The 23808-nt window shown below is 50.2% G+C and carries 16 protein-coding genes and 1 other RNA gene; 7 read left to right on the forward strand and 10 right to left on the reverse strand.

The window, feature by feature from the left end; genetic code table 11:
* The first annotated feature begins 478 nt into the window (after positions 1 to 478).
* The 3 genes from DZC79_RS01155 to DZC79_RS01165 all read left to right on the forward strand — a co-directional run bounded on the left by DZC79_RS01155 (position 479) and on the right by DZC79_RS01165 (position 4556).
* The gene (locus DZC79_RS01155; RefSeq protein ID WP_118949709.1) at positions 479 to 1387 is read left to right on the forward strand and encodes a ParB/RepB/Spo0J family partition protein; all 909 of its coding nucleotides are present in this window, start codon (positions 479 to 481) and stop codon (positions 1385 to 1387) included.
* Positions 1388 to 1390: 3 nt separating this feature from the next.
* A complete protein-coding gene (locus tag DZC79_RS01160) occupies positions 1391 to 2782 on the forward strand; it encodes a recombinase family protein (RefSeq protein ID WP_118949710.1) in 1392 nt (463 codons plus the stop codon).
* A gap of 247 nt (positions 2783 to 3029) precedes the next feature.
* Positions 3030 to 4556, forward strand: a complete 1527-nt coding sequence (locus DZC79_RS01165; protein ID WP_118949711.1) for a recombinase family protein — start codon at positions 3030 to 3032, stop codon at positions 4554 to 4556.
* A gap of 196 nt (positions 4557 to 4752) precedes the next feature.
* Here the strand turns inward: DZC79_RS01165 and ssrA are convergent.
* Both ssrA and DZC79_RS01175 read right to left on the reverse strand, forming a co-directional pair.
* Positions 4753 to 5126: a transfer-messenger RNA gene (gene ssrA, locus DZC79_RS01170) on the reverse strand.
* Between the two features lie 203 nt (positions 5127 to 5329).
* On the reverse strand, positions 5330 to 9952 hold the full coding sequence (locus DZC79_RS01175) for a T9SS type A sorting domain-containing protein (protein WP_118949712.1): 4623 nt from the start codon (positions 9950 to 9952) through the stop codon (positions 5330 to 5332).
* 212 nt (positions 9953 to 10164) lie between these two features.
* On the opposite strand from DZC79_RS01175, the gene DZC79_RS21595 reads away from it, so the two are divergent.
* On the forward strand, positions 10165 to 10602 hold the full coding sequence (locus DZC79_RS21595; RefSeq protein ID WP_118949713.1) for a (4Fe-4S)-binding protein: 438 nt from the start codon (positions 10165 to 10167) through the stop codon (positions 10600 to 10602).
* Between the two features lie 391 nt (positions 10603 to 10993).
* Here DZC79_RS21595 and DZC79_RS01185 read toward each other — a convergent pair whose 3' ends face one another.
* The 8 genes from DZC79_RS01185 to DZC79_RS01220 form a co-directional block, all read right to left on the reverse strand.
* On the reverse strand, positions 10994 to 12016 hold the full coding sequence (locus DZC79_RS01185; RefSeq protein ID WP_118949714.1) for a hemin-degrading factor: 1023 nt from the start codon (positions 12014 to 12016) through the stop codon (positions 10994 to 10996).
* Between the two features lie 98 nt (positions 12017 to 12114).
* On the reverse strand, positions 12115 to 12918 hold the full coding sequence (locus DZC79_RS01190; protein WP_118949715.1) for a heme ABC transporter ATP-binding protein: 804 nt from the start codon (positions 12916 to 12918) through the stop codon (positions 12115 to 12117).
* A gap of 8 nt (positions 12919 to 12926) precedes the next feature.
* Positions 12927 to 13964: a FecCD family ABC transporter permease gene (locus DZC79_RS01195; RefSeq protein ID WP_232831729.1), complete on the reverse strand. Its 1038-nt coding sequence runs from the start codon at positions 13962 to 13964 to the stop codon at positions 12927 to 12929.
* A 35-nt stretch (positions 13965 to 13999) separates the two neighbouring features.
* The gene (locus tag DZC79_RS01200) at positions 14000 to 14899 is read right to left on the reverse strand and encodes a heme/hemin ABC transporter substrate-binding protein (RefSeq protein WP_118949716.1); all 900 of its coding nucleotides are present in this window, start codon (positions 14897 to 14899) and stop codon (positions 14000 to 14002) included.
* A 164-nt stretch (positions 14900 to 15063) separates the two neighbouring features.
* Positions 15064 to 15561 carry an OmpH family outer membrane protein gene (locus DZC79_RS01205; RefSeq protein WP_118949717.1) on the reverse strand — a complete coding sequence of 166 codons (498 nt, stop codon included), beginning with the start codon at positions 15559 to 15561 and terminating at the stop codon, positions 15064 to 15066.
* Between the two features lie 102 nt (positions 15562 to 15663).
* Complete coding sequence (locus DZC79_RS01210; RefSeq protein ID WP_118949718.1) at positions 15664 to 16179, reverse strand: OmpH family outer membrane protein; 516 nt, start codon at positions 16177 to 16179, stop codon at positions 15664 to 15666.
* A gap of 139 nt (positions 16180 to 16318) precedes the next feature.
* Positions 16319 to 18976, reverse strand: a complete 2658-nt coding sequence (locus tag DZC79_RS01215; protein ID WP_118949719.1) for a BamA/OMP85 family outer membrane protein — start codon at positions 18974 to 18976, stop codon at positions 16319 to 16321.
* Positions 18977 to 19033: 57 nt separating this feature from the next.
* The gene (locus tag DZC79_RS01220) at positions 19034 to 19780 is read right to left on the reverse strand and encodes an isoprenyl transferase (protein ID WP_118949720.1); all 747 of its coding nucleotides are present in this window, start codon (positions 19778 to 19780) and stop codon (positions 19034 to 19036) included.
* Positions 19781 to 20057: 277 nt separating this feature from the next.
* Between DZC79_RS01220 and DZC79_RS01225 the strand changes: the two genes are divergently transcribed.
* From DZC79_RS01225 to DZC79_RS01235, 3 genes are all read left to right on the forward strand, one after another.
* Complete coding sequence (locus DZC79_RS01225) at positions 20058 to 21590, forward strand: helicase HerA-like domain-containing protein (protein WP_118949721.1); 1533 nt, start codon at positions 20058 to 20060, stop codon at positions 21588 to 21590.
* Between the two features lie 133 nt (positions 21591 to 21723).
* Positions 21724 to 23220 carry a DEAD/DEAH box helicase gene (locus DZC79_RS01230; protein WP_118949722.1) on the forward strand — a complete coding sequence of 499 codons (1497 nt, stop codon included), beginning with the start codon at positions 21724 to 21726 and terminating at the stop codon, positions 23218 to 23220.
* A 20-nt stretch (positions 23221 to 23240) separates the two neighbouring features.
* Positions 23241 to 23783 (forward strand): GNAT family N-acetyltransferase, encoded by a 543-nt coding sequence (locus DZC79_RS01235; RefSeq protein ID WP_118949723.1) that lies wholly within the window; start codon positions 23241 to 23243, stop codon positions 23781 to 23783.
* Positions 23784 to 23808: the final 25 nt, after the last annotated feature.

A 23808-nucleotide genomic window follows, 5' to 3' on the forward strand; every position in this document is an offset into this window, starting at 1 on the left:
AATTGCAAAACTCTCAACAATGTTGAGAGTTTTTACTTCAACTATAAAGTGGTCTTCGTAATTGCTAAGACCAATTAGGATATACGGAGCAATTTAAAATGGGCAAAGGAAGTTCCCTGGGGTTCAGAGCTATTTTAGTGCTTCCCATCTTGATTAGTCAGTATTTTTCATATCTTTTCATGGCTTATTATGCTTACCTGCAATCTCGCACCACTGGTGCGAGAATTATTATTTTTAGGTAATAATGGCTGCCGTGTAGCAGGTCAATTTCGAAAATACATTGTATAATATTTCTTGCTCTCTCAATTCATCTTGTCTTGTCTCGAAGTGGGTCTACGCTTGTAGAAAATGAAGTTCTTTATTACCCTTTTGTATATTCTGTAAGATTTCACATTGAGTTATATCAATTTCTCACATTTATAATAATTCTATCGTTTGATAAGCATATTGTCAATATTAATCCTAAAACTTATTCACAATGAATGAGAAAGAGCAAAACGGTCTGATAAATTCGTTAAAGCCTTATCCCTTTAGGTTTGCAGAACTGCCCATTGACTTAATTGAAGGAGATCCTAACCAACCCCGGAAAGCATTTGGACTCAGGGCGGGTGGCGATTATGACCGCCTTTTAAAATCAATTTCGCATTATGGAATTGAAGACCCGTTAAAAGTATGCGAACTTCAAGAAGGTCGCTATGTCATTATGGACGGGCACAGAAGATTTGCATGTGCAAAGGAGTTGAAGTTTAAAACTGCCCCCTGCCGTATATACCCAAAAATGAATTTAGGAGAATTTGAGGCGCGCAGGTATGAAATGCAAAATAATCGCAGGGAATGGAGGCCGATTGAAAAAGCGAATGCCGTCCATAAAATAAAGACCGAATACAGCAATGCGAGTATAAGGGATATTGCTGATTTAATAGGAATAAGACAAAAGGTTATATTCCATTTTGAGGAGTTAAGAAATACCAGGTTGGATTATCTCGAGCTAATGGCAGAATACCATTTGAAGGATTCACAACGCATGGGATTTATTGACCTGTTACCAAGGCTACGAAAAATTAAGCAATACGAAGTTGACGACATTGTGAAAATCCTTTTTAAAAAGATGAATGATGGACTGCTTTATAGAAGGGGTGATTTTACTGCCCTCTCCAAAGTTTTTTCAGATGCCTCACTTCATGAAGAAGAACTAACATATTTCCTCACAGAACTCAAACTATCCGTAACAGAATTGTATGAGATGACGCTGCTGTCGGGGCTTTCAACGCAAATCAAGTTTTTAATTAACGAATTAAGTTCAAAGAAAAACGGGAATGTAAAATTGACGGAAAAGGAGCAACAGGTCTTTGGCGAGCTCTATAAGCTTATGGAAAATTTCATGTAAACAATGCTGAATATTTCTCAACAGACCGATGAAAGGGCGGTATCATATTACCGTCATTCGGCAGAAGATAAGCAGGAAAACTCGGTTGCCATTCAACGACAATTTGCCCAGCAGCTTGCTCGTAGAAATAACGTTGAGATAATTCATGAAGAATCTGATGAAGGTAAGAGTGGATTACTTGCTAACCGTCCGGCATTTGAGCGGCTCTTTAAAAATTGGATAGAAAACCCTGAAGCACCACCCTTCAGGTATGTATTTGTTTATGACGTTTCGCGCTGGGGACGTTTTCAAGACCCCGACGAAGCTGCATATTATACCTATTTGTGTAAGAAACGCGGCAAGGAAGTAATTTATGTTTCAAAGGGATTTCCCGATGAGACACACCCACTTATTTCAAGCCTGGAAACTTCCATACAGCGTTATATGGCGGCAGAATATAGCCGCCAGTTAAGTGAAAAAGTGTTTAACGGATGCGTAAAAGTTTCGGAGCAAGGCTATTCAGCTGGTGGAACAGCAGTTTATGGAATGGCACGTCAGTTGTTAGACGTAAAGAAGGAGCCAATCCGTATCCTACAAACGGGGGAGCATAAACAAATTGCCAATGAGCGGGTTAGTTTCACACCAAGAAATGATGAAACGACAGAAATGGTCAAAGAAATATTTTCTCTGTTTGTCAAAGAGCGTTACTCAATACCTGATATTGTTACAAGCATCAACCAAAAAGGAATACTATCGGCAAATGACAAGTTGTGGGATAAATCTAAGATTATAAAAATTCTAACCGATGAAACCTATATCGGTACCCGGATATATAACAGAACATGGGGTAGGTTAAAGCAAAAATCGCGCAGGAACCCGCGTTCGGAATGGATCATAGTCCCCAATGCTTTTGAGGCTATTATTGACGAGAAAACCTTTAAAGAAGCACAGGAAAGACTTTATTGGATATTCCCGAGTAATTGGCGTAAAGGAATCAATGCGATCAAAAGGGCAAGAAAAAACATTCGCAATGACATTTTTAAATGGTTAACGGAAAAAGGTTTAACGGAATTTGAAGCTCAGGAAATAATATTGGAACTGCCGATAATTTTTAGTGTCAAAATTGAGGACGAATTTCTTTGCCAATGGTGCTTTTTGATTTCAGAAAAGACACGTAGATATGACAATGCACTCGGTATAAGTGTTGTAATGGATACAAAGAAAGTAGTTGATGAGTTCCTTTTGTTTTCTGTACAAGATTTCACTTCGACAAATTTTCTTGTGTTTTCTAAGAACAGTACTATCTATCATAGTGCTAAAATTGAGAGCGACAAAATTGAAGAAACAATTAAACTTCTATTAAAGCAGGTCAAGAAATATAAATGCCAATTTAGTAAACGCTTTTACTCGCTTTAAGTCTACTACTTTTCGCATGATAAACAAAACGATAAAAGTTTTTTAATTCTGGAAATATCCATTTTAAAGAGTGCATTAAAATTTCTAAAGTCGTTTTTTTGTTCCTCTAGTTGTGCAGCCACTAGTTGCACAAAATTCTGTAAGTATACTCTGCAAATGCCTCAAACTATTTTCCATTCCTTTAATCGCGTCAATAGCCAAGCAAGATTTTACGAAGATATTTTTTCACTTAACCGAAGGAGGAAATATGAAACATGCAGCTCTTAATGAACTTGATGCTTTTACAGTATTTGCTAAAGGGAAAATTGCAAAAAAAGACAAGAACGTTAATTGTGTTATATACACGCGTGTATCTAGCAAAGAGCAAACAAAAGGTATGAGTTTGGAAATACAGCTGAAAGCTTGCGAAGCGTATGCAATACATGATAAAAGAACTGTACTAGGATACTTTGGAGGAACATACGAAAGTGCAAAAACAGATGAAAGGAAAGAGTTTAATCGTATGTTGGCATTTGTTAAAAAGAGCAAGGAGAAAATTTCTATCATCATTGTTTACAGCGTTGATCGATTCAGCCGTTCAGGAGCCAATGCGGTTTATATAGCAGATCAATTAAAACGACAGGGGATTGCCGTCTTTGCGGTGACACAACCAACAGATGCGTCTACACCTAACGGCAGCTTCCAACAAAACATTCAATTCATCTTTTCTGAGTACGACAACCAACTTCGTCGGGAGAAGTGTATGGCCGGAGTAAGAGAAAAATTACTCACTGGTATCTGGTGTACCAGAGTTCCTATTGGGTACGATATTCTACGTAGACATGGTCTGCCCAAACAAATAACCTTAAACTGGAAGGGTAAGCTTGTCAGTTATGCTTTTGAATTGAGGCTCGCTGGTTTGACCAATGAAGAGGTAAGGAGGCAATTATCAAAGAAAGGATTTAACCTGTCCAGCCAACGCATATCAGATATGTTTCGTAATCCCTTTTATTGTGGTTTGATCGTTCACAAAGCACTTGAAGGAAAAATCATAGAAGGGATTCAGGAACCAGCAGTATCGAAAGACTTATTTTTAAAGGTGACCAGTATTTTACTAGGTAAACAGAAGCCTAAGTATTCCGTCACTCTTTCAAATGAAGAAACACCATTAAAACGGTTTATTAAATGTGATCAATGTGGGCAATTTCTCCGGGCATATAAAGCAAAGAAAAATCAGCAATACTATTACAAATGCAACACCCGTGGTTGTCATTGTAATAAACGGGCGGATGAGTTGCTTCAAATGTTTAAAACAGTACTGAATGATTATGAGTTGGGCGCAAGAGATAAAGGAATAGAAGACGTCATAAGCGGACAAGTAACCGATATCCGAATTAATCCTCCAGGATGTGGTGAAGAGCTACAAAATGAGTGGGACCAGATAGAATCTGACTTACCCTCTTCAAGTATAATGATGCGAAACGCAATTGACTTTTCAGCTAAACTCAATACGATATGGAATTTTAGTAATTACAGAAAAAGGCTAGGCCTCCAATTCTTAGTTTTCCCAGAGGGGCTATACTATGATCGAAAGACCGATAAGTATAGAATACCCAGAGTAAATGAAGCCATTTTCTATATCTCCGATTGGTATAAAAAGCTATCCTTGAAGAACCGATCTGATCTGAACATTGAGAGTTTGCCGGAAAAGACGTTCTATAAATCCTCGAAGCGTTTTATGAGCAGTCTGGCAGCAATCAACAATTATATAGAAGCCAATAATCTAAAAGGATAGTAAAACTATGAAAATTGGAAGGTTCGACACCATTGTTCATTTCAGCAAAAACAAGGGTAAAATCACTGAAAAACGGGGTTTAATCCGAGCGGAATCGAACTGGTGAAACCCTTTGCCAGCGCGTGTTTCACTTTTTAGACATCAAATATGGCCTTTTTTAAAAAAATGGAAGCCGCTCTGGGAGCGGCTTCCGTTTGGGTGGAGCCGGCGGGAATCGAACCCGCGTCCAAACACCGGTTGAAAAAGTCTTCTACATGCTTATTCCGTTATTGCTTGTAGGCGATGATCAGGGAGCGGACAAACCAAACCATCGCTTAGCTGAATAGGCTTAAGTTGCAGGCACAGCCTTCTGCAACAGCAACCTGCTTTCTTTTTGAGTCGGCGGCGGGGCTGGGTAGCAGATAAACCCGCCCGGGCGGCCCTAATGACTATCTAATTACTAATTAGGCAGCCATGGCATACTGAGTATTGCCATTTGAAGTTTGAGTATTCAGATTAAAGCGCTAATTACACAACGCGCTGCATGCTTACACCTTCCCCGCCATGGTGCTGTCAAAACCGGGCGGCCCCGTATGGGAATTGAGAAACGTATAAGGTTTTCAAAGAACCGTTCGCAAAGATACGGAAAAGACGGATCAAAACAGAAGCGCACGAGGCACTATTATATCCCTATTGAACATGTCTATAAAAGATCATCTGCAGCATTTACTACGGATGATCATGGAAAAAAATATACCTTTTTAGGGTGGGTTATTTACCGGATGAATTCCTCTTTATTGCTTTGTCACTTTAACCTGCCACTGCTTTCCCTTGCCATTTTCAAAGCGGAACCAATACATGCCCTGTGCCAGCGCCGACAGATCTACTTTATGGGTACCGTTGCGCTTTATGGTTTCCTGCATCATGCGGTGCCCCAGCATATCATAGACGCTTAGCGCGTCTCCGGCCGACAGGCCTTCGATGCTGACGGTACTGTACGTGGGGTTGGGATAGAGCTTGAAGTTGTCGGGAAGATGGGTATTGCCGATACCGCTGGTACCGACATTTACTTTAACCGTATTGCTCCAGGCCGTATCGGGATCGGCGCAGGGCGAGAAGCTGCGCAGCAGCGCCTGTATGCGGCTGCTGCTGGTGAAGTCGGTGCCGGCAACGCCAGTCCAGGTCGGGCCCGAAGCAGTAGTGATATAGACATCGTTCTTGTACCAGGTTACCTGGGCGCCGGGGCCGCCGTCGGTTATGGAAGCGGTAAAGGTTACTGGCTGGCCGGTAACGGCATTGAGGAGTGAGCTGGAGATGCTGAGGGCCGGGTGTGTAACCCGTTCTACAGACATGGGTACGGCATTGCTGAGTACCTTGGCCGGCGTAACGCAAAGCGCGCTGCTGGTCATCTCGCAGGTAACCACATCGTTGTCTGCCGGTGTATAGGTAAAGTTCACGTTGTTGGTACCCTGGCTGGTATTGTTCACCTTCCATTGATAGACGGGCGCTAAGCCGGTGCCGCCGGGTGTGGCGACAAAGTGTACTGGTATATCTGAGCATACATTGTTCTCGGGCACATAGATATTCAGCGTCGCAGTTACAGAAGGCGTAACCTGCATGATCAGCAAATTGCTGACAATGCTATTGGCAGATACGCAGGGATAATTGCTGATCAGCACACAGCGTACCGTGTCTCCATCGTCGGGTGCGTAGACAAGTGTATTGCCGGTACCGGGCACCGTGCTGCCATTGACCTGCCATTCATAAGCCGGTGTCGTGCCGCCATTGGTCGTTGTGGCCGTATAGGTAACGGGTACACCGGAGCATAGCAGAGCCGGTGCGTTGCTGCTGATATTGATTGTAGGTGTCAGTACCGGCGTTGAAATGACGGCCTTGGTAGCAGGAGTCGCCGATGAGCCGCAGGTATTCACCGCAGCAACGCTTACGTTGCCATTGCTGCTGCCTACCGTTACTGTTATAGCGTTCGTTGTTGAGGTCCCGGTCCAGCCGGAGGGAAGGGTCCAGGAATAGCTGGTCGCGCCGGTGGTCGTGGTAATAGAATAGGTCTGTGTGCTGCCTGCGCAGGGAGACTCGGGCCCGGCAATCATTCCCGGATTGGCGGGTATGGGCGTTACCGTTACGGTAGCAGTGGCATTGGCCCCATTGCAGCCGTTGGCAGCGGCTTTTACCGTATAGGTGGCCGTACCGTTGGCGCTGGTGGTTGCCGTCAGGTTCTGTGCTATGGTTGCACCATTGCCTGCCGTGGCGCCGCTTACATTGGTTTGTGTAACGGTCCAGATGAAGGTGGCTCCGCTAACGGGAGAGCTCAGCGCCAGGCTGGTTGCTGCGCCGCTGCAAAGGTTCTGCGAAGAGGGGGTGATCGTCGTTGCCGGTAAAGGCCTCACGGTTACGGTATCCCTTATCGTCGTACTGCAGCCGCTGGCAGTAGCCGTGATCGCATAGATCGCCTGCCCGATAGCGGGCCCGGCCGTGGTCAGTGTTTGTGCAATGCTGCCGCCGCTGCCGGCGCTGGCGCCGCTCACACCGGTTTGCGTTACGGTCCAGGCCAGGCTGGCGCCGCTTGTCGTAGATGAGGCGGTAATAGCTGTGCCGCTACCGCTGCAGATCGATTGTGGCATAGGGCTGGCGCTGACATTAGGGTTAGGCGTAACCGTCAGGTTCAGGGTTGTGGTGCTGTCGCAGCCGGTTACCTGCGACGAACGGGTGTAGGTCGCTGCTGCAGTGCCGCCTGCAGCAACGGGTATTCCGTTCCAGGTATAGGGCAGCTGGCTTTGACAAATGGTAAGGCTTTGCGTGGCCGTCAGCAGGGGATTTACCGTAAGGTTCAGCGTGGTAATGCTGTCGCAGCCCGCAGCATTGAGGCTCGTATCCCTGGCGACCGCGGTACCGCCAGCAAGAATGATCTTCCCGTTCCAGGTATAAGGTAGGAGGTTTGCACAGATCGTTAGGTTCTGTGTCACAGCGACAACCGCATTAACCGTCAGGTTCAGCGTTGTGGTGCTGTCGCAGCCCGTCGCCAGCGAGGGCGTGGTATATGTGGCTGCGGCCGTACCTGCGGCGGGTATGCTCTGGCCGTTCCAGGTATAGGGCAATTGGTTGGCGCAAACGGTGACATTCTGGGTCGCAGCAAGTGCAGGGTTGGCCGTTACTGTTACGGGGCTGGAGGTATCACGGCAACCCGTGCTGTTGCTGCGGATCACTACCGTATAATCGCCCACACTGCTGGCGCTGTAGGAAGCACCGGTAGCGGGTGGCGCAATATTGGCGCCGTTCCGTTGCCATTGATAGGTAAAGGCGCCGCTGTTGGCATTCAGGGTAACCGATCCCCCGGGACAAAAAGCTGCTGCGCCGGGTGTTATCGTCGCCGTGGGCGGCGCAATAATGGTCATGGTTGCCGGGTTGGAGTTGCTGGCGGTACAGCCCGTAAAATAATTAACCACACAACGGTAGGTATAGCCATCATAGCCGGCCGGAACGCCGGTCAGGGTAAGGGTAGCGGTAGTGGCGCCTCCATAGATCGTGTTGTTGGTAATATTGGTAAAGCCGGAACCGGTATTGACCTGCCATTGGTACACTGTGCCATTGCCCGAGACCACGCGGAAGCTCGTATCGCTGCCGGCACAAACCGCCGCATTGGCCGGCTGGGTGCTGAAAGTCACGGTTTGGCAGGGGGTAAATTCGTCGGCGCCTTTATCGGGGGTGGTAGCGCTACGGGTCTGGCCGTCGATATCGGTAGTGATGCTGCTTACAGGATTACCATTGTTGCTCAGGCCGGGATTGGCCGGACTCAGGTGCAGGTTGTTGCCGCCCAGGAACACCGGCTGCACTACAGAAGAGTTGGCATTGTCGCCCAGGCTGGTCTGCAGCTGTGCCAGGGTATTGGTGATCGAAGCATTGGTGCCCGTGCTGCTGAGGTTGGTGCTGGTGCTGTAGTAATTGTTGTAATTGATCGTTCCGAAAACACCGGAACCCGAAGTGGCCAGGTTGGACAGGGCCAGGCGGCTGTCGCTGTTGCCTACCGTCTGCAGGTTGGCCAGGATATTGTTCCTTACGTTAATGCTTCCTGAAGCGGCTACATTACCAGTGATCAGCAGGCAGGAGGCCCGGTGGCCGCCTGTAAGCGTCTGTTCCGTGTTCAGCACTACAGTATTGAAATCGATATCGATACCGCCGCCGCCATCGACGACGATGCCATTGCCATTGTCGCCCGAGGAATAGTTGTTGGAACCGTAAGCTGCTATATCCCATATGAAGTTATTGTTGATCTTTATGGCAGACGAGTTAATGGTGGTCGCCATCAGCATACCGGCGGCGCCGTAGCCCCCGGTGTTGGTATTCCTGATATTGCTTACCTTATTGGCTTTGACGGTAACACCCGACATAGCGCTATACAGGAACATACCCATAGCAGTACCGGTGCCCGACGAGCTCAGGTTGCTGACGATATTGTCGCTTACCGTAATGCTGGCATTGGTTACCCCGCTCGATACATTGATGCCGATGGGCGCATAGGAGCTGGTACCTGAATAGTTCAATCCCGTGATCGTATTGCCGGAGATCGTCGTATTGATGGTCCCTGTGGCCAGCCAGATGGCCCGGTCGAATTCTGCAGAGGCTGGGTCGAAGTTGCCTATGGTATTGTCGCTGATGGTAAGGCCGGTAAGCCCTTGCCCATAAATACCTACCAGGCGCAGCGCATCAGTACCGGTAGCATCCAGGTTATTTTCGGTAACGAGCGTATTGTTGCCATTGCCTGGAGCTGCTGTCGCATAGAGATACAAGCCGATATAGCCTTTCCGGATATCATTGTTCCGGAAAGTGATATTGTTGAAGTAACCCGGGCTGCCCACAACACCCGCATCGCCGACGATAACGGTGGTACTGGTATTGGTGCCGTTGATCAGTATCGTATTTTTTATCACCACATTGCTTATCGGTGTGGTACCCGCAGAGCCCAATTGTATTACATTGCTCGATGTGCCGCTGGTATTGGTTAACGTCAGGTTTCGGGAAGTGCTGTTGTTGTTGGAGCCGTCGATGGTCAGGTTGCTGGAGCCATTGCACCGGAGAAGCGGCCCGCTGCTGATGCTGCCGCTTACAGTCGGTGTAGCGCCGGTTCCGGGTTTTACGGTTACGGAGGTATAGTTGGCGCTGCCGCTGCCGCTGGCGTTGAGGCTTGCCGTTGCGGTTTCGGCAGTATTGCCGTTGATGACAATGGTGACCACACCACGATGGGTTCCGGTATTGACCGCATCAAAAGCGCCTTTTAAGGTCGTATACGCAGTAGGACCGGTAGCGCCGGCTGTTGCCGTTATACTGACCTGTGCTGTTGTTGTTTTAATGCAGGGGAATAGACCCGATAGGACAAGAAGGAGCCTGAAGTAATGATGCTTCATAAGCGATGGTTTTATTTCATAAAAAGGCGGGTTGGGCGCCCGCTGGTTTGGCTTTTGTCAGAAATGCGCTAACATTTCCTGTTAAAGATATTCTCAAATTTTTAATTATTATACATAATAGGGGGATTTACTGCCAAAAACGGGTAGAAATACGTATATATTTACTTAGCCCGATATTGCTTAATTTTAAGGCAGTGTTTTTCTAAAGGGTTATGGAAAAGGAAATTATAAAGCAGTATACCAATGGTGAGCTTACCGTCGTATGGAAGCCGGCAATGTGCATTCATTCAACCGTATGCTGGAAGCAGGCAACAGGTTTGCCCGATGTATTCAACCCCAGGGAAAAGCCCTGGATCCATATCGAAGGCGCCGATTCTGCCCGTATCGCAGCGCAGGTGGAGAAATGCCCCAGCGGCGCCCTGAGCGCTTTTTATAATGAGCAGCGGGCCGAAGAAACAACGGTAAGCCAGGAAACCCGGATAGAGGTCTCATCCAACGGCCCCCTGCTGGTCTATGGTAACATTACGGTGAAGGACAAAGATGGCCACGAGTCCCACCGGAGCAAGGTCACGGCCTTTTGCCGCTGCGGCCAGTCGCATAACAAGCCGTATTGTGATGGCAGCCACATCCCCTCGAAATTTGAGGACTGACCTGGGCAATAAAAAGGCCTGCAGGTATGTGCCTGCAGACCTCATCAACCTGAAGCAAAAGCAGTTTATTGCGAAGCTGTCATCATCCTTGCATCGCCTGAAAGCGCCAATACCGTTCTCTTCCCGGATCTGGTAAACTATAATTGCCCCTTCTCCTGAAAGAATCGATATCACGCCATGAGCGCGCTTTTTTGTCGGCGGGCGCAACAGGTGACACCATAAAAAAGAGCTGCCCGAAGGCCACAGGCCTGCGAACAGCTCTTCATCGACTTACCGATGATCAGTTCCTGCTCCTGAAGCGGAGCAGCTTGTCGCCCAGCACACCGGCGCCTATGAAAACCAGCAGGGTGGCTGCACTTAATATGGTCATTACAATCATCTTGCTTGTTTTTTAAAATTGAGTAAGGTCTTGTACCAGCTGGCGCCATTCAGTAAGCTCGGGAATACCGGGCTTGCGCTTGCCAAAGAATTGAACGATCATCTCGCCGCGCTGATCGTACACTTCGATGGAAGTGATCATACCATCTACAGAAGGCTTCCTTACCGCATAGGTATGCGCAATCGACGTTTCCCGAAGGTGCAGGTTAAAGTCGGGGTCCATAACATTGTACCAGGGGCCGGCTTCCATTACCTTTTTCACTTCGCCGGTATGGATCTGGATACAGCCGCGGTTGCCTACAAATACCATGATGGGTACATTCCTTTCGGCTGCGGCTGCCAGCACTTTGCGGGCGGTATCGTTGGCTACTGCCTTCACATATTCTTCAGGCGCCAGGCGCATGGCTTGCAGGCGGCTTACACCATGCTTGCCCAGCAGTCCGAAGAACTCGTGTGTGTCTTTAATGCCTTTCCAGGCTTCATGAAAGGCGGGTACGTCGATCTCGCTGTCGGCTTTCTCAGGAGCGGCAGCGGGGTAGGGAGCCAGTTCCAGGGCGGCTTCCTGATCGGCTGCTTTATATTTCGCAGCCAGCGCATGGTAAGCCTCTATATCAGAATCGGCGGTACAATAGATCTTATGGACGGCTTCGCCGCTCTTGTCGAAGAACTGGAAGCTGAAGCGATCGTTTTCTGCTACGGCAAAACCGCTGCTCCAGTGCATCGTGAACAGGCGCAGGTCGATATCTTCATTCAGGGCTGTGCCTACAGGTCCCTGGAAGGTAATGTTATTGTACACGCCTTTGCGCTCATGTACGGCATCATCGTTGCGGGTTAGCGCCATCACCTTACCCAGGACAGCGACTTCAACCAGGAAGGCTTTCCAGTCGCCTTCCAGGCGTGTAACTGATGTACCGGTAGCCAGCAGCTCCGCTTCGCTTACGCCCAGTTGTTTGGCCGCATCGCGTATCCGCAGCTTGGGGTTTTCGGCCTTCAGCTGTTCCCATTGTTCTTTCAGAGAGATTGTTGCTGTACTCATTATTCAGAATATTAGATATTAGACGTTAGATATTAGATGTTAGATATTGTAAGATCGGGTACTTGGTTCTTGATATTTGGTTTCCTGATACTTCCCAGCTACCATTGCTGGTATTGCTGGTGTACGGGGCATACGGTAATGAACGGATGCGGGTAATCTTCTGCCTGGTGCAATGCGGCTTTAACGCCAAAGGTTTCATAAATATGCGGGGCATCCAGGGCTTCTTCTTTGGCTGCGAAACGAACGGTACGCCCCGCTTTCAGCAGCAGCACGTCATCGGCATACTGCATGGCCAGGTTGAGATCGTGCAGTACGGCAATAACGGTGAACTGCGCCTGGGTCAACCCTTTTACCAGGGCCAGCAGCTGATGCTGGTACTGGATATCCAGCGCGCTCACCGGCTCGTCGAGCAGCACCAGTTTCTGATCGGAGGGCGTATCCCATACCTGCGCCAGTACCCTGGCCAGCTGAACACGTTGCTGCTCGCCGCCCGAGAGGGTAAGGTAATTCCGGTTGAGCAGCTGTTCCGTACCGGTATAGGCAGCTACCTTGGCAATCACATTGCGGCATTGCTCCGTCAGCTTGCTGCGGAAGTGCGGGTAGCGGCCCATAGCAATAATGTCAAACACGCTGAAGGGCAATTGCACGCTGTATTGCTGCCGCAGCACTGCCCGGGTCCTGGCCAGCGCGCGCTGATCCCAGTCCTTCATCGCTTTACCTTGCCAGGTAATATGGCCGGCAGAAGGCTGCAAGGCGCCGCTGATAAGCTTGAGCAGCGTGGATTTGCCGGCGCCGTTGCTACCCATCAGGGCTGTAAGCGCACCGGGCCTGATGGCGGCCGATACTTCCGTCAGCAGGGGGCGGCCCTGTACCTGGTACGATATATGATTTACCTGGAGCATGCTCGTTTTTATAATAATGAGTTTTTCTTCTTTTCCTTCATCAGGAGGTAGAGGAAAAAGGGTCCCCCGCAAAGGGAGCTGATGATCCCTATCGGTATCTCTACCGGTGGTGCGATGGTGCGGCTCATAAGATCGGCCAGGGTCAGCAGCGCTGCCCCGCACAAAGCCGATGCTGTCAGCAGCCTCCTGTGCTCAGGCCCTATGGCCATCCGCACGATATGCGGCACCACCAATCCTACAAAGCCGATAATGCCGGCCACTGCCACCGAAGCGCCTACACCCATAGCGCAGAGCAGCATGGCCGTCGTCTTCAGCCTTTCGGTACGGATGCCTAAATAGGCAGCATCGCTTTCGCCCAGGCTGAAGGCATTGAGCGCCTTGGCCATCAACGGCAGGCCGATAATGGCCAAGGCGCAGAAAGGCAATATGCCCGCTACATTGATCCAGGTCGCACCGCCCAGGCTGCCCATCATCCAGAAGGTAACGCTGCGCAGCTGCTGATCGTTGGCCAGAAAGGTCACAAAGCCTGTGATCGCGCCGGATATAGCATTCAGCGCTACGCCTGCCAGCAGCATAATGCCGACATTGGTCTTGCCCTGGATCCGCGACAGGCGGTAGATCAGCACTGTGGCCAGCAAAGCGCCGGCAAAGGTGGCCAGGTTAAGGCTGTACTGTCCCGGCACCGACTGGAAGCCCGAAAAGAGCTTGCCGCCCAGCACGATCATGATCACCGCAGCGGTGGCGCCACTGGCGCTGATGCCGATAAGGCTGGGATCGGCCATAGGATTACGGTACAAGCCTTGCATTGCTGCGCCGCAGATGGATAGGGTACCACCGATAAGCAAGGCCATGATCACTCTTGGCAGCCTGATGATCCATAGCACATTCTCCTGCTGCTCCGTAAAGGGGATACCGGTTTCCCAGCCTGCTTTATGGCAAAGGATGCTGAAGATCTCGGCCGGGCTGATGCTTAAGGCACCTGCGCCGATAGCCCAGAGCATAGCGCCGATCAGCAATACGGTCAATAAAACAAAGAACCCTTTCAACAAATACTATTTCTGAATCCAAGATGTATGCCTGCTTACTTCGCAGCCACTTTTTGCACTGCCCCGGCAGCATGTATTTTTTCGCCCAGCTCCCTGATGGCATCCACGACCCTGGGGCCGAAGCCGGAAAGGAGCTCTCCATCCATCACGATAAAATGTTTGTTCTTGCCGGCTTTTGTCTGGGCAACGCCGGGAACTTTCAGCATACCTTCGGGACCGTCCAGGCTTTGCATGCCCGAGCTGAACAGCAGGATCGCATCGGGATCCGCTTTAACCACCGACTCGGCAGTAAGCGGCTTGAATCCTTCTACATCGCCGGCGGCATTGGTACCACCTGCCAGCTCGATCATAGTGGCCATCGGCATATTGCGGCCGCAAACCGACAAAGCGCCGGCGCCACGGGCATAAATAAACATCACGGATGGCTTTGCAGTATAGGCGGGCAGTACGGCGTATGCAGAATCAATTGCAGCAAGCAGCTTTTTACCGGCGTCTTCCCGATGGAAAGAGTCGGCCAGCTGGGTAATGAATTTTTTGGTACCGGCTACAGAATATTCCTGCTCGATGACCCATACCTTGATACCCGCCTGCTGCAGCTGCGTAGCCTGTTCGGGCTTAATACCCCTCTCTTTCATGCCGATCACATAATCGGGCTTAAGCGCCAGGATGGATTCAACATTCAGGTTGTGGGTATTACCGACCTTAGGTTTGGATTGGATAGAAGCAGGGTAGGTGCTGGTAACATCGATACCGGCCAGGTTATTTTCCATACCCAGGGCGGCCAGTGTTTCGGATACGGCGCCGCTCAGGGAAACAATGCGTACGTTGGATGTACCGGTTGCTTCTTTCTCTTTGCCGGCTTGCTCGCCGGTTGCAGAGGTGCAGGAGTATAAGGTAATGGAAAGCAGACCGAGAGAGAAGAGCTTACGAAGCATGGCAATATTTTTCGATTTAAACTATTGCCACAAAACTAATGTCACGAGATTGTAAAGAATATCAAAATCAGGAAAAGTTATTTCACAATCGGGAATTACTGAAAATAAAAGAAGTCAAGTTTTCATGAAAACTTGACTTCTTTTATTTCTAAAAAAACAGGTGATTACTTGATACCCAGCTTAGCTTTTACCTGGGGCATAATGTTTTCGCTTTCTTTGGCGTACAGCAGCTGTGTGCCGTCGAAGATATAGTCGTAGCCGCCTTCGCTGCCCACGTCTTTAATTGCCTTTTGGGCTTTATCGAGAATAGGTTTGAACAGGTCTTCTCTTTTCTTGCCCATTTTTTCGTCGGCGCCCTGCCTGAACTCTTCGATCCTGTTCTGCAGATCGGTCAGCTCTTTTTCCTTCACTTCTTTTACGGCGTCAGACATGGTCTTTGCCCCGTCCTGGTAGGCCTTGAATTTATTTTGTGCATCCGCTGCCATGGCTTTCAGCTGATCTTCCAGCTCCTTGCCGTATTTGGTCAGGCTGGAGTCGGCTTTACGGGCTTCAGGCATCGTTTCCAGCAGTTCACGAGAGTTAATGTAGCCTGTTTTTTTCTGTGCACTGGCTCCAAAACCAATAGTCATTCCGAGAGCAAGCAAAAAAATGATTTTCTTCATTTTGTAATCTCTTGTTTTTGTGTACTGTTCCTTTTACCCCCGGGGGTGGAACGTGGTTTTTGTTATATTGAATTTTTAAAAATTGCAGCGAAGTTACACTAATTATTTTACACCCGGAATCAATTTCAGGATCTCATCGCTTTTATCCAGCTTGGGGTCCGCGTAAAAGATGGTGATACCGCCGGCCTTATCGTATACCATATCGAAGCTGCGTGATTGGGCATACTGCTGCACGGCATTGTATACTTTGTCCTGGATGGGCTTCACCAGGGTTTGGCGTTTTTTGAACACCTCGCCTTCATAGCCGAAATATTTCTTCTGCAGGTCTTTAGCCTCCTTCTCTTTGGCTACGATCTCGTCCTCGCGCTTTTTGCGGGCGTCTTCCGACAGCATAGGACGCTCGGCCTGGTAGCTTTTGTACATCTGGTCGATGTTCTGCATTTTGGCATCCACCTCTTTCTGCCAACCCTGGGAAGCAGCATCCAGCTGTTTCTGGGCATTGGTATATTCCGGTATCTTTTCGAGGATATATTTCGAATCGATCACGCAGTAACGTTGCGCTTTGGCGGCCAGGCCGGTTACCAGCACCAGCGACATAGCCAACAGTATTTTCTTCATAGGTTCTCGTAATTTAATGGTTTTGTTAGATCGACGAAGTTAGATCAAGTTTAATGGATCGCTCAGCACAGTTCAAAATCTTAGTACTTCCTTAAGAGGGAATCCTTCTTTTTCGTTTTTCGGGAAGGATCCGTACCTGCTAATCCGGTTCAAAACCTAACATAAAGGTAAACTTGGTAGCGCCGCCGAATTTCACCCCGTCACCCAGGCGATCGAAGCCAAGACCATAGTCGAGACCCAGCAGGCCGAACATCGGAAGGTACACGCGCACACCCACACCGGCGGAACGATACAGCTTGAAGGGATTGTATTCCTTAAAGCTTTGCCAGCCATTCGCACCTTCTACGAAAGCCAGGCCGAAAATGGTTGCGCTGGGGTTGAGCGAGAAGGGATAACGGATCTCGGCGGTGTACTTGTTAAAGATAACCGCGTTGTTCCCGGGTGTATAGCCCGATGCTGTGGGGTATCCCGATTCGTAGCCACGTTGCGAAATGATGTCGCGGCCCACGTAATAGTTGAAGCCGGAAAGGCCATCGCCACCCACGTTGAAACGCTCGAAGGGCGAGTAGCCGATATCCTTGTTGTAATAACCCAGGAAGCCGTATTTGGCTGCGAACTTGAATACGAGATCACCCACAATACGTTGGTACCATTCTGCGGTGAAACGATATTTGTGGTATTCTACCCATCTGTATTTTGTCGACGGCGCTGCATCGGCGTAATCCGTGCTGCTGAACAGTGAATAGGGCGGCGTGAACTGGAACGTGAAATTAATGTTGGAACCGCTCCTGGGATAGATCGGCTGGTCTACTGAATTACGCGCCAGGGTAAGGCGGAAAAACAAATTGTTGGCAGTACCATTGCGGAAGTCACTTACGAAATAGTCGTAATCCTTCAGCAGGTAGTTCTGGTAGTTGATGCCATAGGAAAAGACGAAGTTGTCGTCGGGCCATTTCAAACGTTTGCTCAGGGTAACACCACCGCCGAAGTTGCGTAAGTAGTGATCGTTGGGGTCGCCTGAGTAGTAGCCGCCGTCGGAATAGGACTGGCGCCCGTACACAGCACTCACTGTAAGTGCTGTAGGCCTTTTGCCGCCCAGCCAGGGTTCTGTGAAGGACAGGTTGGCCGAGTTGAAGAACTTACCATTGGACTGGTAACGGATCGACAGCTTCTGACCATCGCCCATCGGCAGGGGATCCCACTCTTTAAACTTCAGGATATTGCGCAGTGAGAAGTTGTTGAACACGATACCAATGGTACCGGTGAAGCCAATACCGCCGCCGAAGCCGGCAGAGAGCTCCAGCTGGTCGCTGGATTTCTCTACTACATTATAATCGATATCCACCGTACCATCAGCAGGATTAGGCTTGGGTACGGGATTTACTTTTTCAGGATCGATAAAGCCGAGGTTGGAGATCTGGCGTATCGAACGGATGATGTCGGTACGGGAGAATTTATAACCGGGCAGGGTAAACAACTCCCTCCGCAATACGTGATCGTTGGTACGGTCGTTGCCGAAAATGCCGATATTCTTGATCGTGGCCTGAGGACCTTCCTGGATATGCACCTGGTAATTGATCGTATCCCCTACGATCGATTTCTCGGTGGGCTCTACACGGAAGAAAAGATAGCCGTCATCCATGTAAAGGCTGCCGATATCCTGGCTGCCATCCATGCTGGGCATACCGCCCAGCCGGTTATCCAGCTTTTCCTGGTCGAATACATCGCCCTTTTTAATGCCCAGGAGCGTCGTAAGCACCGAATCGGAATACTTGGTGTTGCCGCTCCAGGTAATGTCGCCGAAGTAGTACTTGCGTCCTTCTTTCAGCTTCAGCTCCACATTGAGGCTGCCGTTGCTCACAGTATAGGTGGTATCCGCTACGATTTGCGCATCGCGATAACCCTGGGAGTTGTAGTAAGCGAGGATGCTGCTCTTGTCCTCTTCAAATTTCTTGGGATTGAATTTGGAGCCGGCAAAGATATTCCAGCGGAAATAGGGGTTCAGGGCGTCCAGTGTTTTGCTCAGGGAAAGGTAGCCCTGGTTCCTGAGGTAGTTCTTGAAGGAACGCTTTTCGTTGGCATTATAGACCGAATTATCATCGGCGGCTTTAAGCGAGATACGGGGCATTTCCTTGGTGCCTTTCATATTGCCTTTCAGCTTTGCATCGGTCACATGCTCATTACCGCTGAACATGATCTGGTTGATATGGATCTTGCTGCCTTTGTTGATATCTATGATCAAGGCAACCGAATGTACAGCGCCGGTATCCCTTATTTCCCTGATGGTTGTTTTAACTGACACGAAGCCTTTATCGGAAAAGAATTTCCTGACCTTTTCCTCGATATCCTTCTTCATTGCTTCGGTTACCATCCTGTTCTGCACCAGGTTTATCTTCTCTTTCAGCTCCGATTCCTGCGACTTCGAAATGCCCCGGAAGGTAAAGCGGCTGAGACGGGGACGCTCGGCCACTACGATCTCAAGCGAAGCTTTGTTGTCCACCACCTTGGTAATATTGATCGATACGTCGGAGAACAGCTGCTGGTTCCAGAGATTGCGGATGGCTTTGGCGATAGCCGGGTCATCCGTAAGCTTGATCTTGTCGCCGGGAGCCAGGCCGGTAACGGTCTTCAGCAGCTCTGCATCCATATACTTGGCGCCGGACACGCTGATGTCCCCGATCACCAGGTCTGCATTTTTGGAAGAGCTGACACCTCCTATCTGCGCTATGGTCACAAAAGCGGTACACTGAAGCAGGATAAGGACGCTGAGGAAATAGCGGAATTTGAAAGTGTGCATTGAGATCGTTAAGCTATTTTATCGTTGGGTGTGTAAGTATTGAATGATCTTGCCGGTTCAGGAGGGCTTCACCTGCTCGCTCGTTTTGCCAAATCTCCTTTCCCGCTGCTGGTAGTTCAAAATGGCGTCGAACAGGTGGGTCTTGCGAAAATCGGGCCAGTGAACATCACTGAAGTACAGTTCGGTATAGGCCATCTGGTAGAGGAGGAAATTGCTGATACGGTGCTCTCCTCCTGTTCTGATCATCAATTCAGGATCAGGATAGTCCCTGGTGCAAAGGAATTGGGAGAAGGTACCGGCATCGATGCCATCCGGCGTAAGGCTGCCCCCGGCCACTGCGTCGGCTACCTGCCGTACCGCATTCAGTATCTCCCACCGGGAGCTGTAGCTGAGTGCCAGGATAAGATTGAGCCCGGTGCATCCGGCGGTGATCTCCATGCCTTCCGTCAGCTCCTGCTGGCAGATCTCGGGCAGCGAAGCAAAATCGCCGATCACGCGGAGCCGCACATTGTTCCTCTTCAGGTCATCTACTTCCTTCCTTATCGTGCTGACCAGCAATTCCATAAGCGCGTCGACTTCGTATTTGGGCCGGTTCCAGTTTTCGGTGGAGAAAGCATATAAAGTAAGGTACTGCACACCGATCTCACCGCAGCCTTCCACCACTTCCCTTACACTTATTACGCCCTGCTGATGGCCATGGATACGGTCTTCACCCTTTTCTTTGGCCCAACGCCCGTTGCCGTCCATAATGATGGCAATGTGCTGCGGCAGGTATGTAGTATCTATTAAAGATTTGCTGTCCATTTCAGGCTTTCGTCATTACAAAAGTGGGCAAAGTTACAAAAATAGCGTTATGATCTGCTACGAAAGATTACGTAGGGATGATTCATATGCGCTTCAATTGCTCCGGTGGCTTAACGAATGGGAGATAAACGCGCTAATGGCCGCTAAAATTGTTCATTCTTGCTATTTTTTGCCGCAGGCGGGCAGAAGGAAGGCCGGATTCTTAACGCAGGTTTAAACGATAAATTCTAAATTTGACGGGTTATCTCACCAGTTTTAACGGATCAATTTCTGAACTATGGCCAATCAGGAGGCTTTTCTCGCTGCTATTCAAAACGGTTATACCTTCAAAGGAGCACATATCAAAATAGGCGTTGCCATACTGGACGGTGTTGTCATTGACGGTGCTGATGTGCATCTTCCGCTGGGCATGATGAACCGCCACGGGTTGATCGCCGGCGCCACAGGCACAGGGAAAACCAAGACCCTGCAGGTGATCGCCGAGGCCCTGAGCGATGCCGGTGTGCCGGTGCTGCTGATGGACATCAAGGGCGACCTGAGCGGCATTGCCGCTGCCGGCGTTGAAAATGATAAGATCAGGGAGCGTTACCAGCTGCTGAAGGAAACCTACCAGCCGGCGGCCTATCCCGTGGAGCTGCTGTCGCTGAGCCAGGAAAAAGGCGCCCGCCTGAGGGCCACGGTCTCCGAGTTCGGCCCGGTGTTGCTGGCCAAGGTGCTCGACCTGAACGACACCCAGTCCGGCCTGCTGTCCATGCTGTTCAAATATTGTGATGACAAAGGCCTGCCGCTGCTGGATCTCAAAGACCTGAGCCGTGTGCTCCAGTACGCCAGCGACGAAGGAAAGGCAGATATGGAAAAAGACTATGGTAAGATCTCTACCACCTCTGCCGGAACCATCCTGCGTAAAGTGATCGAGCTGCAGCAGCAGGGCGCCGACCAGTTTTTCGGGGAGCTCTCCTTCGAGGTGCGGGACCTGATCCGTACAGCGCCCGATGGCCGGGGTATGGTCCACGTGCTCAGGGTTACCGATATGCAGGACCGGCCCAAGCTGTTTTCTACCTTTATGCTCCAGATGCTGGCCGAGCTGTATGCTACGCTGCCCGAAGAAGGGGATATGGACAAGCCGAAGCTGGTGCTGTTTATTGATGAGGCCCACCTGATCTTCAAGGAAGCGACCAAAGTGCTGCTTTCCCAGATCGAAACGATCGTGAAGCTGATCCGGAGTAAAGGCGTCGGCGTTTTCTTTTGTACTCAGAACCCGCAGGACATACCAGCCGCGGTGCTGAGCCAGCTGGGCTTCAAGCTGCAGCATGCCCTGAGGGCTTTTACCGCCAACGACCGCAAAGACATTAAGCAGACCGCCGAAAACTACCCGGAGAGCACTTTTTATAAAACGGAAGACCTGATCACCCAGCTGGGCATTGGTGAGGCGCTTGTTACGCTGCTGAACGAGAAAGGTGTGCCTACGCCCCTGGCACATACCTTCCTGGTCTCTCCCCGCTCAAGAATGGATGTGCTCAGCACAGCTGAGATCGACAACCTCACCCGGGAGTCAAAGCTTATTCCTAAATACAATGAAAGCACCGACAGGGAAAGCGCTTATGAAATGCTGAACAGGAAAATGGAAGCTTCGGCTGCGCAGGAGCCTGCTCCTGTAGCGCCACCGGCAGGAACGACCGCCCGGCGCACACCCGCAGCCAAAGAAGAAAAATCCTGGCTGGAAAGGGCCATCAACAGCTCGGCCGGCAAGCAGGTGCAGCGGTCGGTGGTACGCACCTTGTTCGGCGTGATCCAGAAGATGTTCAAATAGGCTCTTGCCACTGTAAAAAGAATATCCCTGGTATTTAGCCTACCTTTGCTCCCTGCTGCGCCCGGAGCTCCGGTGCGCGGCGCTATTCTTTTAATCCATAATATGGCGCCGGAGTATTCCGCCGCCCCACAAAATGACTAAGACGACATTTGATCAGCTGGGCGTTATCGCCCCCATCCTGCAAGCCGTATCCGAAGAAGGGTACACCCACCCGACACCGATACAGGAGCAGGCCATACCTATAGTGCTGCGGCAAAAAGACCTGTTGGGCTGCGCGCAGACCGGCACCGGTAAGACCGCTGCTTTTGCCATTCCCATTCTCCAGCTCATGTCGGCGCAAGCCCGGCAGCCCGGCGTGCCCAAAATAAAAGTGCTGGTGCTCACGCCTACACGCGAACTGGCCATACAGATTGGCGAAAGCTTCTCGACTTATGGCAAACACCTTAAAGTAAGCAACCTCGTTATCTTCGGAGGTGTGCCGCAGGGGCCTCAAGTCAAGGCCCTGAAGGCCGGTATCGACGTGCTGGTGGCTACTCCCGGCCGCTTGCTCGACCTGATAGGGCAGAATTTTATTTCGCTCCAGGACATCGGCATCTTCGTGCTCGATGAAGCAGACCGCATGCTGGACATGGGTTTCATTCATGATGTAAAGAAGGTGGTAGCGAAGTTGCCCGCACAAAGACAAAGCCTCTTCTTCTCAGCAACCATGCCTCCCGAGATACAGAAGCTGGCCAATACCATATTGGTGAAGCCGGAAAAAGTAGAGGTGACTCCGGTCTCTTCAACCGCCGAGACCATCGGTCAATCCCTGTACTTTGTCGATCAGAAAGAAAAGAAAAAGCTGCTGATCCACCTGTTGCAGGATAAGTCGATAGAAAGGGTGCTGGTATTTATTCGTACCAAGCACGGCGCCGATAAGCTGGTAAAAGACCTGCACAAGGCCGGTATTGCCGCAGAGGCCATACATGGCAACAAATCGCAGAATGCGCGGCAAAGGGCGCTGAGTAATTTCAAATCGTTCCACACCCGCGTGCTGATCGCTACGGACATTGCCGCCCGTGGTATTGATATCGACGATCTTACCCACGTGATCAACTTCGACCTGGGTGATGTGCCCGAAACTTATGTGCACCGTATCGGCCGTACCGGTCGTGCAGGCAACAGCGGTATTGCCATCGCTTTCTGCGACGAGGAAGAAAAAGATAACCTGAAGGCTATCCAGAAGCTGATCGGCTTTGCCATCCCGGTGGTGGAGGCGCATCCCTTCCTGCCGGCGGCATCGGAGATGGTACAATTCCGCGCGCCGAAGAACAAAGCAACGGTAGCCCCGGCCAATTCTGTGCCCGCACCGCAAGGCGACCGGGACCGCCATTCCCGTCACAACAAGAAGAAGGCGCCGGCCAGGGATGAGCGGCAAGCCGAAAGTTCCCGGAACCAACCTGCGCCTGCTGCAAAAGAAAAGCAGGCCCCCGCAAAAGAGCCGCACCTGTCAAAGGAAAAACCTGCAGCGCACAAGCCCAAGCATGGCACTTCTAAGGAAAGGCATAGCCATCCGCAGGAAAAGCAGGCGCATCCGCAGGAGAAACGCGAAAATTCAAAAGACAACGATAACTTCTGGCTCGACTGGTAAGCTCAGCTTGCTCAAACACCATGACACTAACAGTAGAACCGGGTCTCGTTTTAAGGAATTACCAGGAAGAGGATGCCGCTTCGCTGTTTGCCGCAGTAGAAGAGAACAGGACCCATTTGCGACCATGGCTGATATGGGTGGATGCGACACTGAAGGAGATGCACTCGCTGGAATATATCCGGAACGCCCGTCAGGAACAGTACGACCAGCAAAGCATCGCTTTCGGCATCTTCCGTGAGGACAAGCTTATCGGGAGCATCGGCATGCATCAATGGGACCGCCGGTTACGGAAGGCCCAGGTAGGTTATTGGCTGGCACAGGCCGAAACGGGAAAGGGAGTAATGACCGGTTGTATGGGAGTGCTGATCAATTATCTGTTCGATCAGCTGGAGCTGAATAAGGTGGAGCTGCATTATCTTCCCGGCAATACGAAGAGTGCAGCAGTGGCCCAGCGGCTGGGATTTCGGGTGGAAGGTGTACTGCGCGACAGCTTCCTGATGAACGGGACCCTGCACGACCTGGTGGTTGCCGGTCTGCTGAAGAAGGAATACCGGCGCCGGTAAAGCGGGTAGAACATGTTGCTCATTG

It is taken from the genome of Taibaiella helva (assembly GCF_003545695.1).
Classification (GTDB): domain Bacteria; phylum Bacteroidota; class Bacteroidia; order Chitinophagales; family Chitinophagaceae; genus Taibaiella; species Taibaiella helva.

What these genes read in the sequence shown, in the direction of transcription:
- DZC79_RS01155 (WP_118949709.1), top strand. Translation starts at nt 479, where the DNA reads ATGAATGAGAAAGAGCAAAACGGTCTGATAAATTCGTTAAAGCCTTAT.
- DZC79_RS01160 (WP_118949710.1), top strand. Translation starts at nt 1,391, where the DNA reads ATGCTGAATATTTCTCAACAGACCGATGAAAGGGCGGTATCATATTAC.
- DZC79_RS01165 (WP_118949711.1), top strand. Translation starts at nt 3,030, where the DNA reads ATGAAACATGCAGCTCTTAATGAACTTGATGCTTTTACAGTATTTGCT.
- DZC79_RS01175 (WP_118949712.1), bottom strand. Translation starts at nt 9,952, where the DNA reads ATGAAGCATCATTACTTCAGGCTCCTTCTTGTCCTATCGGGTCTATTC.
- DZC79_RS21595 (WP_118949713.1), top strand. Translation starts at nt 10,165, where the DNA reads ATGGAAAAGGAAATTATAAAGCAGTATACCAATGGTGAGCTTACCGTC.
- DZC79_RS01185 (WP_118949714.1), bottom strand. Translation starts at nt 12,016, where the DNA reads ATGAGTACAGCAACAATCTCTCTGAAAGAACAATGGGAACAGCTGAAG.
- DZC79_RS01190 (WP_118949715.1), bottom strand. Translation starts at nt 12,918, where the DNA reads ATGCTCCAGGTAAATCATATATCGTACCAGGTACAGGGCCGCCCCCTG.
- DZC79_RS01200 (WP_118949716.1), bottom strand. Translation starts at nt 14,899, where the DNA reads ATGCTTCGTAAGCTCTTCTCTCTCGGTCTGCTTTCCATTACCTTATAC.
- DZC79_RS01205 (WP_118949717.1), bottom strand. Translation starts at nt 15,561, where the DNA reads ATGAAGAAAATCATTTTTTTGCTTGCTCTCGGAATGACTATTGGTTTT.
- DZC79_RS01210 (WP_118949718.1), bottom strand. Translation starts at nt 16,179, where the DNA reads ATGAAGAAAATACTGTTGGCTATGTCGCTGGTGCTGGTAACCGGCCTG.
- DZC79_RS01215 (WP_118949719.1), bottom strand. Translation starts at nt 18,976, where the DNA reads ATGCACACTTTCAAATTCCGCTATTTCCTCAGCGTCCTTATCCTGCTT.
- DZC79_RS01220 (WP_118949720.1), bottom strand. Translation starts at nt 19,780, where the DNA reads ATGGACAGCAAATCTTTAATAGATACTACATACCTGCCGCAGCACATT.
- DZC79_RS01225 (WP_118949721.1), top strand. Translation starts at nt 20,058, where the DNA reads ATGGCCAATCAGGAGGCTTTTCTCGCTGCTATTCAAAACGGTTATACC.
- DZC79_RS01230 (WP_118949722.1), top strand. Translation starts at nt 21,724, where the DNA reads ATGACTAAGACGACATTTGATCAGCTGGGCGTTATCGCCCCCATCCTG.
- DZC79_RS01235 (WP_118949723.1), top strand. Translation starts at nt 23,241, where the DNA reads ATGACACTAACAGTAGAACCGGGTCTCGTTTTAAGGAATTACCAGGAA.